The organism is Haemophilus parahaemolyticus (assembly GCF_018373095.1).
In the GTDB taxonomy this organism is placed as follows: Bacteria; Pseudomonadota; Gammaproteobacteria; order Enterobacterales; family Pasteurellaceae; genus Haemophilus_A; species Haemophilus_A parahaemolyticus_A.
On the sequence record NZ_JAHAHT010000010.1, the window covers coordinates 1 to 14,166 of the forward strand.

At 41.3% G+C, this 14,166-nt stretch carries 25 protein-coding genes; 24 read left to right on the forward strand and 1 reads right to left on the reverse strand.

Features of this window, described 5'->3' with window-relative positions; genetic code table 11:
• From KH943_RS02120 to KH943_RS02170, 11 genes are all read left to right on the forward strand, one after another.
• On the forward strand, positions 1-523 hold a 523-nt coding region (locus KH943_RS02120; protein ID WP_304106928.1), incomplete at its 5' end, for a P2 family phage major capsid protein.
• A 5-nt stretch (positions 524-528) separates the two neighbouring features.
• Entirely contained in the window at positions 529-1,179 is a 651-nt protein-coding gene (gpM, locus tag KH943_RS02125; protein WP_014064320.1) for a phage terminase small subunit, read from the forward strand.
• 121 nt (positions 1,180-1,300) lie between these two features.
• On the forward strand, positions 1,301-1,807 hold the full coding sequence (locus KH943_RS02130; RefSeq protein ID WP_049367479.1) for a head completion/stabilization protein: 507 nt from the start codon (positions 1,301-1,303) through the stop codon (positions 1,805-1,807).
• Positions 1,807-2,016 carry a tail protein X gene (locus KH943_RS02135; RefSeq protein WP_005700063.1) on the forward strand — a complete coding sequence of 70 codons (210 nt, stop codon included), beginning with the start codon at positions 1,807-1,809 and terminating at the stop codon, positions 2,014-2,016. The genes KH943_RS02130 and KH943_RS02135 overlap by 1 nt, the downstream gene beginning before the upstream one ends.
• A gap of 1 nt (position 2,017) precedes the next feature.
• Positions 2,018-2,239 carry a phage holin gene (locus KH943_RS02140; protein ID WP_049367478.1) on the forward strand — a complete coding sequence of 74 codons (222 nt, stop codon included), beginning with the start codon at positions 2,018-2,020 and terminating at the stop codon, positions 2,237-2,239.
• The gene (locus KH943_RS02145; RefSeq protein WP_005700153.1) at positions 2,232-2,750 is read left to right on the forward strand and encodes a lysozyme; all 519 of its coding nucleotides are present in this window, start codon (positions 2,232-2,234) and stop codon (positions 2,748-2,750) included. The genes KH943_RS02140 and KH943_RS02145 overlap by 8 nt, the downstream gene beginning before the upstream one ends.
• On the forward strand, positions 2,735-3,085 hold the full coding sequence (locus KH943_RS02150; protein WP_304106949.1) for a chemotaxis protein: 351 nt from the start codon (positions 2,735-2,737) through the stop codon (positions 3,083-3,085). The genes KH943_RS02145 and KH943_RS02150 overlap by 16 nt, the downstream gene beginning before the upstream one ends.
• A complete protein-coding gene (lysC, locus tag KH943_RS02155) occupies positions 3,048-3,263 on the forward strand; it encodes an Rz1-like lysis system protein LysC (protein ID WP_304107125.1) in 216 nt (71 codons plus the stop codon). Before KH943_RS02150 ends, lysC begins: the two co-directional genes overlap by 38 nt.
• Positions 3,260-3,475 (forward strand): TraR/DksA family transcriptional regulator, encoded by a 216-nt coding sequence (locus KH943_RS02160; RefSeq protein ID WP_160222688.1) that lies wholly within the window; start codon positions 3,260-3,262, stop codon positions 3,473-3,475. Before lysC ends, KH943_RS02160 begins: the two co-directional genes overlap by 4 nt.
• The gene (locus KH943_RS02165; RefSeq protein ID WP_298667068.1) at positions 3,472-3,954 is read left to right on the forward strand and encodes a phage tail protein; all 483 of its coding nucleotides are present in this window, start codon (positions 3,472-3,474) and stop codon (positions 3,952-3,954) included. The genes KH943_RS02160 and KH943_RS02165 overlap by 4 nt, the downstream gene beginning before the upstream one ends.
• Positions 3,954-4,412, forward strand: coding sequence for a phage virion morphogenesis protein (locus tag KH943_RS02170; protein WP_304106973.1), 459 nt, complete (start codon positions 3,954-3,956; stop codon positions 4,410-4,412). The genes KH943_RS02165 and KH943_RS02170 overlap by 1 nt, the downstream gene beginning before the upstream one ends.
• A 9-nt stretch (positions 4,413-4,421) precedes the next feature.
• Here the strand turns inward: KH943_RS02170 and KH943_RS02175 are convergent, their stop codons facing one another.
• A complete protein-coding gene (locus KH943_RS02175; protein WP_304106976.1) occupies positions 4,422-4,667 on the reverse strand; it encodes a hypothetical protein in 246 nt (81 codons plus the stop codon).
• A gap of 76 nt (positions 4,668-4,743) precedes the next feature.
• Between KH943_RS02175 and KH943_RS02180 the strand changes: the two genes are divergently transcribed.
• The 13 genes from KH943_RS02180 to KH943_RS02240 all read left to right on the forward strand — a co-directional run bounded on the left by KH943_RS02180 (position 4,744) and on the right by KH943_RS02240 (position 14,162).
• A complete protein-coding gene (locus tag KH943_RS02180; protein WP_304106979.1) occupies positions 4,744-7,611 on the forward strand; it encodes a phage tail tape measure protein in 2,868 nt (955 codons plus the stop codon).
• 79 nt (positions 7,612-7,690) lie between these two features.
• Entirely contained in the window at positions 7,691-7,858 is a 168-nt protein-coding gene (locus tag KH943_RS02185; RefSeq protein ID WP_304106981.1) for a hypothetical protein, read from the forward strand.
• The gene (locus KH943_RS02190) at positions 7,836-8,288 is read left to right on the forward strand and encodes a hypothetical protein (RefSeq protein WP_304106984.1); all 453 of its coding nucleotides are present in this window, start codon (positions 7,836-7,838) and stop codon (positions 8,286-8,288) included. Before KH943_RS02185 ends, KH943_RS02190 begins: the two co-directional genes overlap by 23 nt.
• 109 nt (positions 8,289-8,397) lie before the next feature.
• Positions 8,398-8,991, forward strand: a complete 594-nt coding sequence (locus KH943_RS02195; protein WP_304106986.1) for a phage baseplate assembly protein V — start codon at positions 8,398-8,400, stop codon at positions 8,989-8,991.
• Positions 8,991-9,341, forward strand: coding sequence for a GPW/gp25 family protein (locus KH943_RS02200; RefSeq protein ID WP_304106990.1), 351 nt, complete (start codon positions 8,991-8,993; stop codon positions 9,339-9,341). The genes KH943_RS02195 and KH943_RS02200 overlap by 1 nt, the downstream gene beginning before the upstream one ends.
• Entirely contained in the window at positions 9,325-10,239 is a 915-nt protein-coding gene (locus KH943_RS02205) for a baseplate assembly protein (protein ID WP_304106994.1), read from the forward strand. The genes KH943_RS02200 and KH943_RS02205 overlap by 17 nt, the downstream gene beginning before the upstream one ends.
• On the forward strand, positions 10,229-10,765 hold the full coding sequence (locus KH943_RS02210; RefSeq protein WP_304107128.1) for a phage tail protein I: 537 nt from the start codon (positions 10,229-10,231) through the stop codon (positions 10,763-10,765). Before KH943_RS02205 ends, KH943_RS02210 begins: the two co-directional genes overlap by 11 nt.
• 8 nt (positions 10,766-10,773) lie before the next feature.
• Positions 10,774-12,435 carry a phage tail protein gene (locus KH943_RS02215; protein ID WP_304106997.1) on the forward strand — a complete coding sequence of 554 codons (1,662 nt, stop codon included), beginning with the start codon at positions 10,774-10,776 and terminating at the stop codon, positions 12,433-12,435.
• A gap of 2 nt (positions 12,436-12,437) precedes the next feature.
• Entirely contained in the window at positions 12,438-13,076 is a 639-nt protein-coding gene (locus KH943_RS02220) for a DUF4376 domain-containing protein (protein ID WP_304107000.1), read from the forward strand.
• The gene (locus KH943_RS02225) at positions 13,060-13,332 is read left to right on the forward strand and encodes a DNA helicase UvrD (RefSeq protein ID WP_304107001.1); all 273 of its coding nucleotides are present in this window, start codon (positions 13,060-13,062) and stop codon (positions 13,330-13,332) included. Before KH943_RS02220 ends, KH943_RS02225 begins: the two co-directional genes overlap by 17 nt.
• On the forward strand, positions 13,329-13,682 hold the full coding sequence (locus tag KH943_RS02230; RefSeq protein WP_304107004.1) for a hypothetical protein: 354 nt from the start codon (positions 13,329-13,331) through the stop codon (positions 13,680-13,682). The genes KH943_RS02225 and KH943_RS02230 overlap by 4 nt, the downstream gene beginning before the upstream one ends.
• Positions 13,666-13,836, forward strand: a complete 171-nt coding sequence (locus KH943_RS02235) for a hypothetical protein (protein ID WP_304107007.1) — start codon at positions 13,666-13,668, stop codon at positions 13,834-13,836. Before KH943_RS02230 ends, KH943_RS02235 begins: the two co-directional genes overlap by 17 nt.
• Positions 13,836-14,162 carry a hypothetical protein gene (locus tag KH943_RS02240; RefSeq protein WP_304107010.1) on the forward strand — a complete coding sequence of 109 codons (327 nt, stop codon included), beginning with the start codon at positions 13,836-13,838 and terminating at the stop codon, positions 14,160-14,162. Before KH943_RS02235 ends, KH943_RS02240 begins: the two co-directional genes overlap by 1 nt.
• The last annotated feature ends 4 nt before the right edge of the window (positions 14,163-14,166 follow it).

The following is a 14,166-nucleotide window of genomic DNA, read 5'->3' on the forward strand; positions in this document are numbered from 1 at the left end:
TTGGTTGAAACAAATCGAAGATAAAGCAACCGCACGTGTCATGAAAGAAGCGAAAAGCGGTACAGGCAAAATCGAAATCGGTGCAGGCAAAGAATATAAAAATCTTGATGCATTAGTTTATGCATTGAAAGAAGATTTCATCCCTGACCAATACCGTGACGACACAAAACTTGTGGCGATTATGGGTAGCGACTTGTTAGCGGACAAATACTTCCCGCTAATCAATCAAGATAAACCAAGCGAGCAAGCGGCAGGCGATACCATTATCAGCCAAAAACGTGTTGGCGGTTTACAAGCCGTAACCGTGCCATACTTCCCGAAAGGCACTGTATTGGTGACATCACTCGACAACTTGTCAATCTATGTTCAAGAAGGTCGTGTTCGCCGCCACTTAAAAGACGTGCCGGAACGCAATCGTGTGGAAGATTACTTGTCATCTAATGAAGCTTATGTAGTTGAAAACTACGAAGCGGTGGCAATGGCGAAAAACATCACCATTCTTGATGCACCAACTCACGCGTAATCATAATGCGACCAACTAAACGTCACTTTCTTGAAGTTTCTGCCGCTATCGCTAATGCGGCAGAAACGGAAGATCTAAGCGACTTCACGGAATACGAAAAAATGTGCCGTATTCTTGCGCGACATCGAAAGGATTTAAAAAATATCCAATCGACCGAACGCAAGGCCGCATTTAAAAAACAAATTCTGCCTGACTATCTGCCATGGATTACAGGGGCGTTATCTGCCGGCACAGGCAAACAAGATAACGTCTTAATGACATGGTGCGTGTGGGCAATCGACTGCGGGGAATATCACCTTGCCTTGCAGATTGCAGATTATGCCGTATTCCATGATTTGCGTTTACCTGAACCGTTTACGCGAACACTTGGCACATTATTGGCGGAAGAATTTGCCGACCAAGCAAAAACCGCACAAGCCGCCAATCAGCCATTCGAAGTGTCGTACTTAGAGCAAGTACAACGCATCACCGCTGAATGTGACATGCCAGATGAAAGCCGTGCGCGATTATTGCGTGAATTAGGCTTGTTATTGGTTGAAAAGAACCCTGAACAAGCCTTGCAATACCTTGAACGTGCTTTAGGTTTAGATCAGAAAGTGGGCGTGAAAGGCGACATTAAAAAATTACGCAAAAAATTAAGCAAAGCCGATGAATAATCGGATTTGATAACGAGCAAACCACGCACCCGTCGGGCGGATTAAAAGTGCGGTCAAATTCTGACGGATTTTTGGCTGTGCTTGATTTAATCCTCACCCGACTTTTTTTATAAGGGAAACAATGAGCGACGGATCTCTATCAGTAAAACTTGCCCCTGACTATGAGATGGGCGCAGTGCAAAAACAACTGGAAGATTACGGAACAGGCGAAGATATTATTCGAAACGATGATTTTTTCCCTGACATTTCTCTTTCTGCTTTTCGCAATCAATATCGTGCAGACGGCACAGTCACCGAACAACGCTTGCAAGATGCTTTGATTGAAGCCATCGCCAGTGTGAATGATGAATTATCCACATTCAAAGCACAAAGCGAACATCACTTCCTTGAACAAATCCCCGCCCCATCAGTCAACGGCGAAAGCGTGTTGATTTATCGCTATAAACGCGCGGTGAACTGTTTGGCACTGGCTAACCTTTATGAGCGTTACGCAAGCTATGACAGCACCAATGATGGCGAAAAGAAAATGGATTTACTCAAAGACAGCATCAACGAATTAAGACGAGATGCACGCTTTGCCATTAGCGACATTATCGGCAAAAGACGGGTCGATGCGGAGTTAATTTGATGGAAGTTTACGCACAACAAAATGACAACTTGGACGCCATTCTTTATCGCTATTTTGGCCGCAGTGAAGGACTTTTAGAAATTGCGTGTGAATTAAATCCGCACTTAATGGATAAACCCGTCATTCCAATCGGAACACCAGTAATATTGCCAGAAACTGACACAGAAAAGATCAGCGTGGCAAGTGACACTATACAACTTTGGAGCTGATATGCACGACACACCATCAAAAGCGTCTTACACATCAGGATTATTTGCCTTCTTCATAGGACGCATTGCGGATATGTTTTCAAATGTAAATTGGGCAGACGTTGCATCAGTAACAGGTATTGTGATCGGCGTCGCAACATTCCTTGTAAATTGGTATTACAAGAAAAAAGATTTTGAATTAAAAGAAAAAGAATTAAACCAACGGAGCCATCACCATGATTAAACGAACAGCGAAATATGCATGCAGTGTTGTGGCGATTGTAGGATTGGCACTCTCTTTACACGGGCATGAAATTAGAACATCAGAAAAAGGCTTGCTATTGACTGGCAATGCAGAAGGATGTCAAAGAGTGCCTTATAACTGCCCTGCAGATGTATTAACATTCGGGCTAGGAACCACTGATGCAGTCGAAAAAGTCATTCCACATAAAGTCTATACAGATGAAGAAATTGCAAATGCCTTTACAAAGGGAATTAAACAAGCCGAAAAATGTGTGAATACGTATGCAAACGGTCAAGCAATGCCGCAAGGTGCATTTGATGCCTTAGTGTCAATTACCTTTAATGCAGGATGCGGGAACTTAAAAAACAGCACGCTTTTTAAAATGGCACGGAAAGGATATAGCAAAGCCATGTGCGGTCAATTTGAACGATGGATTTATGCAAACGGCGTTCCACTGAAAGGCTTAATTGAAAGACGACAAAAGGAGAAAGCATTATGTTTGGGTTCTTAACGAAAAAAGAAAAATACATTTTATTGGTTGGCCCGCTCATGCTTGTGGCAATTATCCTATTTCAAGGGTGGCAAGCCAACCACTGGCGAGCCGAAGCCGCCAAAGAGGAACAATTAAAACAACAATGGGAAGCGTCTTACGTTGCCTTAAATGAAAGCGTGGATAAATTCAATGAGCAACAAAAAGCACTCACGGAAGCCGTAAATCAGTTAAAAATCTCTCAAACCAAGCAAACACAGGATTTAAAAAATGCACTTAAAAAACACCAAGATTGGGCTGACACTTTTATCCCTGATGATGTTAGCGGCGTGTTCAACCGCACCGAAAGTCATTAAACAGCCGATACTATGCCCGCAAGTTGCAGAATGTACACCATTTGCCGCCACAATTAAAACTAACGGCGATTTGGCTAACGCCTATCTACAAAGCCAACAAAAGCTAAGTGTATGCATTGTTGAGAATCAAGCATTAAAGAAATGCATTGATGAATTTAATAAACAGGAAAAACAATGACCGATCAATTTGACCGTGCGCAAGAACTCGAACAAATGACACGTGACATTGCGTTACAAAAACACCGCACTTTTAAAGCAATCAGTGCGTTTTATTGCGAAGATTGCGACATCCCCATCCCTGAAAAACGCCGCCAATTAATTCAAGGCGTAACCCGTTGCGTGGATTGTCAGCAAAAATACGAAATGCAACAACGGAATTTCAGAAAATGAAAAAGCCAAACCAACTGCGCAAAATCCTTGAACAAAGTCACCAAGACTTTGTGAAAAATCCTGACCGCTTACAGCTTTATGTTGACGGCGGTCAAGTTGTTGCAACTGGCAGCACATCACTAAGCTTTGAGTATCGTTACACGCTCAACATCATCATCACTGACTTTGCCTTTGATATCGCAAGCCTAATCGTGCCGATTAATGCGTATCTACGCAAAAACCAACCAGAACTATTCGAAAATCCGCAACGCCGTGAAAACGCCTTTAAATTCCAAATGGATTACAACAATAACAACACGGCGGACGTGTCTTTTGAAATCCAACTTACCGAACGCGTTGTGGCAAAACAAGTGGGCGAAAACGTGCAGATGACTTACGCCACAGAACCAACAGCACCGGAATGGGAAACCTTAAACACATTAAAAGTCTATCTCGAAAAAATAGACGATGAACATTTGATTTTTAAAGGCGGTGAATAATGGCAACGGTGGAAGAAGTCCAAGCGAAACTAAACGCACTTATTAATAATCTCTCACCGCAAGCCCGCCGCCAGTTAGCACGCAACATTGGGCAAGCTTTACGGAAAAATCAACAAGCCCGCATCGCACGTCAAGAAAACCCTGACGGCACAGCATTTGAGCAAAGAAAACCACGAAAAGAATTCGGCAAAAAGAAAGGCAGAATTAAACGAAAAGCCATGTTTGCAAAGTTGAGAACGGCAAGATATTTCAAAATTCAGAGTAATGCCAATGAAGTGTCGGTCGGGTTTAATGGGTCAAGCGCAATGATCGCCAAAGTGCATCAATACGGCTTAATGAGCAGTCCATCAGAAACAAAAGATTTCAAAGTGCGGTATGCACAGCGTGAATTGTTAGGCTTTAGCCAAAGCGATTTAGATGTGGTTGAAGATTTAGTTTTAGCGCAATTATCTATGTAACCTATGTGACTAAATATTGGTTTTAGTATTGTTTGCAGCCAAAATAATTAGCCCGAAAATAAGGGTAAACAATATAGATAAAATAACGCTATCAGTGATAAGCCAAAGAACAAAAATCAAAGAGATAATAGGAACAAATGCCACGGTTGCCATGCTAAAAACAGCTGAAATAGCAGCAAAAGTTAGGCTGCCAGTAAAAAACAAACCTAATCCAATGAATAACGGAATGCCAATTAATGCAAGTATAAGCGACATATATGCTCCTGTTCGTTTGTTTTGTTCAATTATTAAACATAGAAAAAGAATTTGTCAATAAAAATAGTGAGTTTTTATGAATAATTTACAATTATCTGTTTTGTTAAATGCCATTGATAAAATGTCAGCACCAGTTCGGAACGCCTCCAAAAGTGTTCGGGAATTATCTGCGAAGTTGCGCGAAAGCAAAAATGCACAACGACAACTAGCACAACAAAACAAACAGCACGCAGAAGCTATGAAACAATATGCTTCAACAATCAATCCATTGAAAGCAAAATTATCATCTTTAAACAACGAACTGTCTGCGGCAAAACAAAAAGCGGCGTCTTATTCTCAATATTTAAAAAATGCTAAAAATCCAACTGAAGGATTTAAAAAAGAAGTTGAAAAAGCAAGAAGTGCAGTAAAAAAACTCAAACAAGAACAAGTTGCCGCATCAAATAAATTACAACAGGCAAAATTAGCCTTGTCGCAAGCTGGTATTTCAGCTGAAAAATTAGCTAAAAATCAGCTAAATTTGCAAAAAAACACAAAAGCAGCAACAGATCAAATCAAACACCAAGAAGAAGCACTGAAGAAACTAAACACCAAACAAGCTGCCTATAGTCGCTATCGTGGACAAGTTGAAAAATTAAAAGATATTAGCGGGAAAGCTCAAATTATTGGTGCACAATCCATGGCGGCAGGTGCGACAATTACTGCGCCTATTGCCGCAGTGACAAAAGATTTTATGACTTTTGAAGATGCCATGATCGGCGTCGCTCGTCAGGTCGATGGATTAAAAGATAAATCAGGGAACTTTACGCAAGAATTTGACCAATGGAAAATCAAAATTCATGACCTATCAAAAGAATTGCCACTCACTACCGTTCAAATCGCCAACATGATTGAAAGTGCGGCACGAATGAACATTGCAAAAGATGAACTTGAAGATTTTGTAAGATTGAATACACAAATGGCAATCGCATTTGATGCAAAAAATCCAGATGAATTGGTTGAGTCATTTGGAAAAGTGAGCAAAAACTTCAACCTAACGCAAAAACAAACAAAAGAGCTTGCTGACACAATCAACTACTTAGATGATAACGCCATATCCAAAGGGACAGGTATCATCGGCTATATGAACCGTGTTGCAGGTATCGCTGCCATAGCTAAAATTACCGATAAAAATATGGCGGCCTTGGGCTCCACCTTGCAGACATTGGGGGCAGAAGAAGAAGACAGTGCCACCGCTGTTACAACTATTTTTACTCGATTAGGTGTGGCCGGAAATCACAAAGAAGTTGATGGCGCATTGAAAAAACTCAAATTAAATCCACAAAAAATAGCAAAAGGAATGGCAAAAGATGCACAAAGCACATTAATGCTTATCGTCAATAAAATTAAGGGGTTGGACGATGATGCAAAAAGCGATGTAATGAAAGGTCTTGTCGGCATCCCACATATTAAAACCATCTCAAAACTTGTGGCAAATACAGAAGAATGGCGCAGACAAATTGAACTGGCAAATAGCGAAGCAGCAAAAGGATCAATGGGGCGTGAATTTGACACAAGAATGAAAGCGTTGTCTGCATCAACTCAAATTTTCACAAACCGCTTATTTAACCTAAAAACGACAATCGGTGGCACTCTCGCCCCAACCTTACACAATATCTTAGATAAGTTGGGCAGTGTAGTTGATAAATTTAAGGCTTGGATTGAAACAAACCCAGAACTTGCTAGAAAAATATTACTTGTCGCATCAGCATTAGGGACAACACTTACTGCATTTGGTGCGCTAAGTCTCGCATTAAGCTTTGTTTTATATCCTATGGCACGGGTTGCACTTGGATTCGGGAAACTCACTGGGCTAAATACACTGCTTGCAAAAAGCTTTAATTACACGACAAAGGCGGCAATCGCATCTAATAAAAATTTACTCTCATTCCGTGGGTGGTCAAATATTTTTTCATCAGCACAAACAACCCTAACAGGCCTTCTAGGAAAAATCACTAAATTAAATACACTAAAAGTATTATTAGGCGTATTGAAAGCATGGACAATGCCTGTGAGAATGATTTTTATCGGGTTAAGCTCATCTATCTCATTTTTACTCTCCCCTATTGGTGTAGTGGTTGCTGCAGTAGTTGGAGCGGGAATTTATATTTACAAAAATTGGGAAAAAGTAAAATCCTTTTTCAGCGGGTTCTTAAGTGGGTTGCAATCAGGATTACAGCCTGTCATCGACAAATTCAAACCGTTTGTCGGATGGATTGAAAGTGTATTTAACTGGTTTACAAATCTTCTTTCGCCAATCCAAAGCACAAAAGAAGATTTAGATGCCGCCGCAAGCGCAGGTAAACAATTTGGTGAATGGGTCGCTTTTGGCATTGATTTAGCATTAAAACCACTCCAACTATTAATTGATGGCGTGAAGTGGTTGATTGATAATCTACCTAAAATCAGCGAGCAAAATCAAAAAGCCAAAGCATTAAAAGAAGAAACCATGAAAGCCGCCTTTGGAAATGGCGTGCTTGGTCAAACCATGGCAGCAATGGCAGATATTCCAGAATACGCAACAGGCGGTTACACCGGAAATGGCGGCAAATATCAACCGATGGGCATAGTCCATGGCGGTGAATATGTCATGACCAAAGAAGCCACAAGCCGCCTTGGCATCGCCACGCTGAACGCCTTAAATTACGGAAAACAAGCCTTAATTGCGGGCGGTTTAGGTATCGGACTTGCCACAGCCGCACCAATTCAGGTGGATAGCCGACCGCCAATTTCAGCACGCCCAAGCATCAGCCAAACTATGCAACCAATGGCGGTCAATATCACCATAAATGCACAAGCAGGGCAAAATGAACGCCAAATCGCCCAACTTGTCGCCGCAGAGCTTGAAAGAATCAACCGACAACAACAAGCAAGAATGCGAAGTCGAATGACCGATCGGGCATAAAAATAAAAGGGCGAAAGCCCTTTTTTGTTGTTTATTGTAAACAGAAGTGCTAGGATCTGTAAAAAATAGGAGGGTATCAATGAACAAAAATGCACCTTTTATTCGTGAAATAATTGACCGCACATCGCAAATAAAAGGCGAACGTGTGAAGGGTGACAATGCCAAAGAAATCAAGGCAAATGTTCAAACCATTTTAAAAGCGCAACTTAGAGCCACACAATTAAATGCTAGAACGCAAACATATTAAATTTGTCGAAATCCATCATCTTTTTACGCAAATTAGTCTTGCATTGGGATTTACAGAACATGATATTGATAAACATTCGACTAATCTCGCTGAATTAATTGCATTATGGCAGCAACAAAAATTTGTTGAAGTTTATGTTGAAAATAAAGACCGTCTATTCGGACGTGCAAAAGACAGCAGTTTAGCCTATGGTGCATCGCCTTATTATATTGGTTTATATCACGCTAGATTAAGTTATGAAGAAAATGATCCTCTTGTGGTGCTAACATTTAATTATGAAGATAACCCAGAACAAACCACAGTGTCGGTTCGTTTTATGGTTGATCACGATACCTTATTCGGGACAAAAGAAGAAAAATTCATTCAACAACGAATGAAAGATATTCGTAAACGTATTGATGATTTTATTCAATTAGGTAATAAAAAATAAAAGGGCTTTCGCCCTTTTTTGTTACCCCGCCTTTCACACTCCCCCACACTCGCAAAATTAAACAAACTCACCAAAAATAAGGGCAATTATTACAAATAGAAATTCGCCCATGTCAGCCGATAACAACCGCAGAATTGAAAGCATCATCCGCTTTGGCTTAATTGCCGAAGTCGATTATGCACAAGCGAAAGCACGGGTAAAGTGTGGTGAAATCTTGACGGATTTTTTACCGTTTATCACTTTGCGATCAGGCACAACAAAAACATGGTCACCGCCAACAACAGGCGAACAATGTGTCATCTTGGCGGCAAGTGGCGAGCTGACAACAGCATGCATCATCACAGGGCTTTATACTCAAAACAGCCCAAGCCATTCGGCTGATGAACACGTGATCGAATTTGCCTATGGCGCCAAAATTACCTACAACCAAACAAACAGCGATTTGGTTGTGACAGGAATAAAAACCGCCAATATCAACGCCGCCAATCAAATCAATATTGACTGCCCCACTGTCAACATTAAAGGCAATGTGAATATTGATGGGAATTTATCTACAACTGGAACAACAACGAGCAAAGGCGCAATTAGCACACAAAGCAACGTTTCAGCAAACGGCGACATCAAAGGCGGCGAAATTAGCTTACGAAATCACGTTCACGTTGCACAAGGTGAAAAAGCACGAACAAGCAAGGCAACTGCATAATGAATCGATTTACAGGCGAGAAAATCACAAGCGAAACAGAACACATCAAGCAGTCAATCGCAGACATTTTATTGACGCCAATCGGGTCACGTTTACAACGCAGAGATTATGGCAGTCGTATTCCGGAACTGATTGACAGACCAATGAACCACGCTTTGTTGCTCCAACTTGCCGCAAGTGCGGTGATGGCATTGCACAAATGGGAGCCACGCATAACAATCAGTCAATTCAAACCACAACTAACAGAAAACGGCATCACTTGCTCAATCGTGGGCAGAACAAGAAATCAAAACAATATCATCAATTATGATGATGTATGGCTAGGCGGTAAGAATGAGCGAATTAGTTGATTTATCAAAACTGGCCGCACCAAAAGTTTTAGAAGATTTAGATTTTGAAACCTTACTTGCGGAAAGAAAACAAGAATTCATCAAATTATTTGACGAATCAGAACGTGCATTCTGGCAGTCTCGCTTAAGCCTTGAAAGCGAACCCATTACAAAACTCTTACAAGAAGTTGTCTATTTGCAACTGCTTGAACGCACACGCATCAATCAAGCCGCACAGGCAACCATGCTTGCTTATGCAACAGGGAGCGATTTAGACGTTATCGCCGCCAACTACAACGTAAAACGCTTACTTATTCAAGCGGAAGATAACTCAACGACACCACCAAAGCCCGCAATCTACGAAAGCGATGCGGAACTTCGAATTCGAACACAACTAGCCTTTGAAGGAATGTCAGTCGCAGGGCCCAGAAACGCTTATGTGTTTCACGCCTTATCCGCTCACGCCGATGTGGCTGACGTGTCAGTTGTATCACCTGAACCCGCCAATGTTACCGTCACTATTTTAAGCCGAACTGGGCAAGGCGTAGCAAGTGAACAAGTGTTGAAAGCCGTCCGAGAAAAATTGAATGAAGAAACCATTCGACCAATCGGGGATCGTGTAACAGTGCAAAGTGCCACAATCCAAACATACGAAATCCGAGCAAAATTGCATTTATATCGTGGGCCTGAATATGAAGCAATAAAAGCTGAAGCAATGAAAAAACTCACTGCATACACCGCAGAAAAACGCAGATTAGGTCGAGATATTAGCTTATCGGGAATTTATGCGGCACTACACCTTGAAGGCGTTCAACGAGTGGAATTACTCGCACCAACAGCCGATATTGTTTTGCCTAGCTCAAAATCAGGCTATTGCACAAATATTAATATTGAGATTGTAGTAAGTGATGATTACTAACCACCTATTGCCAACAGGCTCAACAAAACTGGAAAAACGAGCCGCAGAAATTTTAAAAAGCGCGGTTGAAAATCCAGTCATTATTGCTGATTTGATAAACCCTGACAGATGTCCATCGGAGCTTCTTTCCTACTTGGCATGGGCGTTTTCGGTGGATAAATGGGACGAGGATTGGAGCGAAGAAGTCAAACGCATCGCAATTAAACAATCTTTTTTTGTGCATAAACACAAAGGCACCATTGCCGCCGTGAAACGAGTGATCGAACCAATTGGCTATCTTGTTGAATTAAAAGAATGGTTCAACCAAAAACCACAAGCCAAAGCAGGCACATTTAGCATCACAGTTGAAGTGCCGGAAACAGGATTGAACGAGCAAACTTATAACGAATTAGTGCGATTAATCAATGATGTAAAACCTGTTTCACGCCATTTGTCACAGCTCTCCATCGCCATTTCACCAACTGGCACAATGAACACATTTTTTGGGCAACAAACAGGCGAAATCGTCAGCGTTTACCCTATTTAAGGATTTATATGACAGCACAATATTTCACAGTATTAACAGACTATGGCACACAAGCTTTTGCCAAAGCCATCGCAACCAATCAACCAATTCAATTTTCAAGCTTTGCCGTGGGAGATGGTAACGGTCAAGCCGTTACCCCAACTGCAGACCGTACAGCGTTAGTGAAAGAGATACACCGAGCCAATGTCAGTGCCGTGTCACTCGATCCACGCAACAATAAGCAAATCATTATTGAATTGACCATTCCGGAAGATGTGGGCGGGTTTTATATCCGAGAAATGGGGGTTTTCGATAGCACAAACAAATTAGTGGCTTATGCCAATTCGCCTGAAAGCTTTAAACCAACACTAGAAAGCGGAAGCGGCAAAGTGCAAGTGTTGCGGATGATTTTAAAAGTCAGCAATTCTCAAGCCGTCACTTTAAGCATTGATAATTCCGTGATTTTTGTCACACGTCAGCAACTTAACCCGAAAAAAATCACATCATCAACCACAAATGGATTTGATGAAAGCGGGCATACACACGAAATCGAAAAAGCCGACACAACAAAAGCGGGGATTGTGCAACTCACCGATGACACAGGACTTGACAGCGACAAGTTAGGATTATCAGCAAGAGCCGGTAAAAAACTTGCACAGCTAATCAGCACAGTTCAACTCGCACTTGGCAATTACATTCCAAACAACAAAAAATCAAATTCAGTCACTAGCAACAGTAGTGAGGATGTGGCTACATCGTCAGCAGTCAAGACAGCTTATGACAAAGCCATTGAAGCCAATAACAATGCGAATAATCGTGTATCCAAAACAGGCGATGAAATGTCTGGCAGTTTAAGGGCTAACGGGTTTTCGGCTAAAGAAAATTATGGTGCATTTGAAATTTTTAACTCAAATGAAACGCTACGTATTGAAAAAGAAGGACAGAATTTTAAATTCTGGCGGCGCATGCCGGGCAAATCGGATGTGACCAATTATATGCCTTTAACATCAGGACGATTAGCCCTAGAAGACGATGTTAACAGGAAAGTATCTAAATCTGGTGATGATATCCAGTGGCTAAATGTTAAAAGAGGGCATGCGTGGTTAAATGTTACAAGCACCGCGCACGGGAGTTCGGCGATTGATTTTACCAATTCCAACGGCCGCCATGCTCAAGTATCCATTGAGGCAGTAGACATTGGTGGCTGGGCAGATGAATTAAGATTACATGCTACCCCACCGGGCGAAAACTACGATACTGATCGACGGCAACACATAGCCACATTTTCGCCAATCGGCGATGTGTGGACTAAGACATATGGTTGGCTGCATGAGTTTTACGCAAAACAATCAGACAACAATAACATTTGGACCGAGCTAAATAACACATATAGAAAAAGTCGCTTTGGCTATAGATGGTATCCCCATCACTATGAAGGCGCACAAGTTATTGATATTCCGACTGGCGATAATAGCGTGATCCGCATTACCACCATGGGAGTAACGATTGAAGGAAATCAAACAATCAATCTACCTGAACAATATAATGGTTTCACAAAAGTCGTTGCCACGGATGTTGGAGCTGGGCGGCGTGCCGTTGGAATAAGGGTGGAAGGAAATAATCAACTCGTTATAGATAATGGGTATCGAACTGGGCTAAATATCATTGTTATAGGACACTTTGGATGGTAAGTATGATGTTATTCAACATTAAAACAAAAATCTTTGCCCCAGACTACCTTATTACAGATGGGCAAAGTCAAGAATGGTTTGAAGTTAATCAGGATGAAATTAATGAAATATCCGCAAGTATCACCAATGGCGGTGATGTATGGGTGGAAAATGGGAAAATACACTGTTCAGGGAAAGCCCCAAGTGAATTTCACATTTTTGACAAAGATAAAAAACAGTTTGTCATTTCAAAAGAAAAACAAGACGAACTCTTAATCAAACAGCGTGCAGAAGTTCGCGCACAAATCAACGCTAAACGCGATGAGTGCGTAAATGGCGGCGTGTTTGTGCCTGAAATAAATAAATGGGTTGATACCGATGACAAAGGGCGCAGCACGTTAGTTGAGATTAAGGCGGATTTTGACTTAAACGGCAAAAATAATACTTACACATTGATTTGTGCAGATAACACCGCACAAGTTATCCATTTTGAAGAATTCAAAGCAGTATGGAACGCGGTGAAAACACTTAAAGAAAAAATGTATGAGAACGCATACATGCACAAAGTGTTGCTTGAACAATCAGAAAATTCGACTGATTACAACTGGTCAACTGGTTGGAGTAAAACCTATCAGGAGCATTTGAATGAACAGCAAGCTTAAACAATACCTATATCACAACATCATCGCCATTGACCAATTATTCAATGCTTTAACGGGTGGCGCCGCAGACGAAACATTATCAAGTCGCACCTATCGTGGGGCCATATTAGCCGAACAACCAAAAAAGCGTTGGCGTGTACTCTATCGGTTTATCAATGGATTATTTAGAGATAAAAACCATTGTAAAACCGCATACGAAAGCGAAATAAACGGCAAACAGCGCGATTATCGGTTCAATCAAGGGGATGCAAAATGAGTGAAATAATTTTTGATTGGATTCGCGGAGATGATGAATTCGAAACGCTCATTTTTAATAATGATGACGACACCCCAATGGACTTTACAGGGAGCCAATTTGATTTGCATATCGTGCCGGAACGAAGTCAATCAGAAACCATTAAGCTATCAACATCAAATGGCTTAACGGTGAAAGAAAACGAAATCACGCTGCATGTGTCGCACGATCAAACAGAAAATGCAGATTGGGCGGTCGCGAGTTGGGATTTGCAACAAACTGACAAGAACGGATTAGTTAGCACCCTTTGCGGTGGCAAAGTGCGGTTAAAACGGGATGTAACAAGGGGGCGAAATGTGTATAAAGACTAAGGCGAAAGCCAAGCATAAAGTGACACTCAAACCTAAACAACAGCACAAAATCACCGTCCAAAAAGGCTATGCCAATATATGCGGCGATCTTGACACAAGAAAACTACCAAACATCAACGAATTAATTACTCACTATCAACTGGGAGCTTTATAGTGACACAACAAACAGTAGCGGAATTACTTAATAGCTTTGCCGAATTTATCGGCACTAAAGATAAAGAAATTCTTGAATTATTTGAGCAAAAGATTACACAACTTAAAGCGGATTTGCTAGGTGGCGATGTGGCGGCTGATTTAGACACATTACGAGAATTAGCCGATGCGGTTCGCAATCTCAAATCGGGTGAGACAATGCCTGAAAAATTAATTCAGAAAATCACAGAATTTAAATCTAGCCTTGATGAGCTTGCTAAAGAAGTGGAAAGTTTAAAAAGTATGGATTTAATGTCAGCGTATGAAAAAGGTAAAAAAGGTCAATAAGGAG

Excerpts from the sequence above, each read along its gene's own strand:
- KH943_RS02220 (WP_304107000.1), top strand. The coding sequence starts at position 12,438 with ATGATGTTATTCAACATTAAAACAAAAATCTTTGCCCCAGACTACCTT.
- KH943_RS02230 (WP_304107004.1), top strand. The coding sequence starts at position 13,329 with ATGAGTGAAATAATTTTTGATTGGATTCGCGGAGATGATGAATTCGAA.
- KH943_RS02210 (WP_304107128.1), top strand. The coding sequence starts at position 10,229 with ATGATTACTAACCACCTATTGCCAACAGGCTCAACAAAACTGGAAAAA.
- KH943_RS02165 (WP_298667068.1), top strand. The coding sequence starts at position 3,472 with ATGAAAAAGCCAAACCAACTGCGCAAAATCCTTGAACAAAGTCACCAA.
- KH943_RS02140 (WP_049367478.1), top strand. The coding sequence starts at position 2,018 with ATGCACGACACACCATCAAAAGCGTCTTACACATCAGGATTATTTGCC.
- KH943_RS02200 (WP_304106990.1), top strand. The coding sequence starts at position 8,991 with ATGAATCGATTTACAGGCGAGAAAATCACAAGCGAAACAGAACACATC.
- lysC (WP_304107125.1), top strand. The coding sequence starts at position 3,048 with ATGTTAGCGGCGTGTTCAACCGCACCGAAAGTCATTAAACAGCCGATA.
- KH943_RS02150 (WP_304106949.1), top strand. The coding sequence starts at position 2,735 with ATGTTTGGGTTCTTAACGAAAAAAGAAAAATACATTTTATTGGTTGGC.
- KH943_RS02225 (WP_304107001.1), top strand. The coding sequence starts at position 13,060 with ATGAACAGCAAGCTTAAACAATACCTATATCACAACATCATCGCCATT.
- KH943_RS02205 (WP_304106994.1), top strand. The coding sequence starts at position 9,325 with ATGAGCGAATTAGTTGATTTATCAAAACTGGCCGCACCAAAAGTTTTA.
- gpM (WP_014064320.1), top strand. The coding sequence starts at position 529 with ATGCGACCAACTAAACGTCACTTTCTTGAAGTTTCTGCCGCTATCGCT.
- KH943_RS02170 (WP_304106973.1), top strand. The coding sequence starts at position 3,954 with ATGGCAACGGTGGAAGAAGTCCAAGCGAAACTAAACGCACTTATTAAT.
- KH943_RS02190 (WP_304106984.1), top strand. The coding sequence starts at position 7,836 with ATGCTAGAACGCAAACATATTAAATTTGTCGAAATCCATCATCTTTTT.
- KH943_RS02145 (WP_005700153.1), top strand. The coding sequence starts at position 2,232 with ATGATTAAACGAACAGCGAAATATGCATGCAGTGTTGTGGCGATTGTA.
- KH943_RS02215 (WP_304106997.1), top strand. The coding sequence starts at position 10,774 with ATGACAGCACAATATTTCACAGTATTAACAGACTATGGCACACAAGCT.
- KH943_RS02175 (WP_304106976.1), bottom strand. The coding sequence starts at position 4,667 with ATGTCGCTTATACTTGCATTAATTGGCATTCCGTTATTCATTGGATTA.
- KH943_RS02195 (WP_304106986.1), top strand. The coding sequence starts at position 8,398 with ATGTCAGCCGATAACAACCGCAGAATTGAAAGCATCATCCGCTTTGGC.
- KH943_RS02130 (WP_049367479.1), top strand. The coding sequence starts at position 1,301 with ATGAGCGACGGATCTCTATCAGTAAAACTTGCCCCTGACTATGAGATG.
- KH943_RS02180 (WP_304106979.1), top strand. The coding sequence starts at position 4,744 with ATGAATAATTTACAATTATCTGTTTTGTTAAATGCCATTGATAAAATG.
- KH943_RS02185 (WP_304106981.1), top strand. The coding sequence starts at position 7,691 with ATGAACAAAAATGCACCTTTTATTCGTGAAATAATTGACCGCACATCG.
- KH943_RS02160 (WP_160222688.1), top strand. The coding sequence starts at position 3,260 with ATGACCGATCAATTTGACCGTGCGCAAGAACTCGAACAAATGACACGT.
- KH943_RS02135 (WP_005700063.1), top strand. The coding sequence starts at position 1,807 with ATGGAAGTTTACGCACAACAAAATGACAACTTGGACGCCATTCTTTAT.
- KH943_RS02235 (WP_304107007.1), top strand. The coding sequence starts at position 13,666 with ATGTGTATAAAGACTAAGGCGAAAGCCAAGCATAAAGTGACACTCAAA.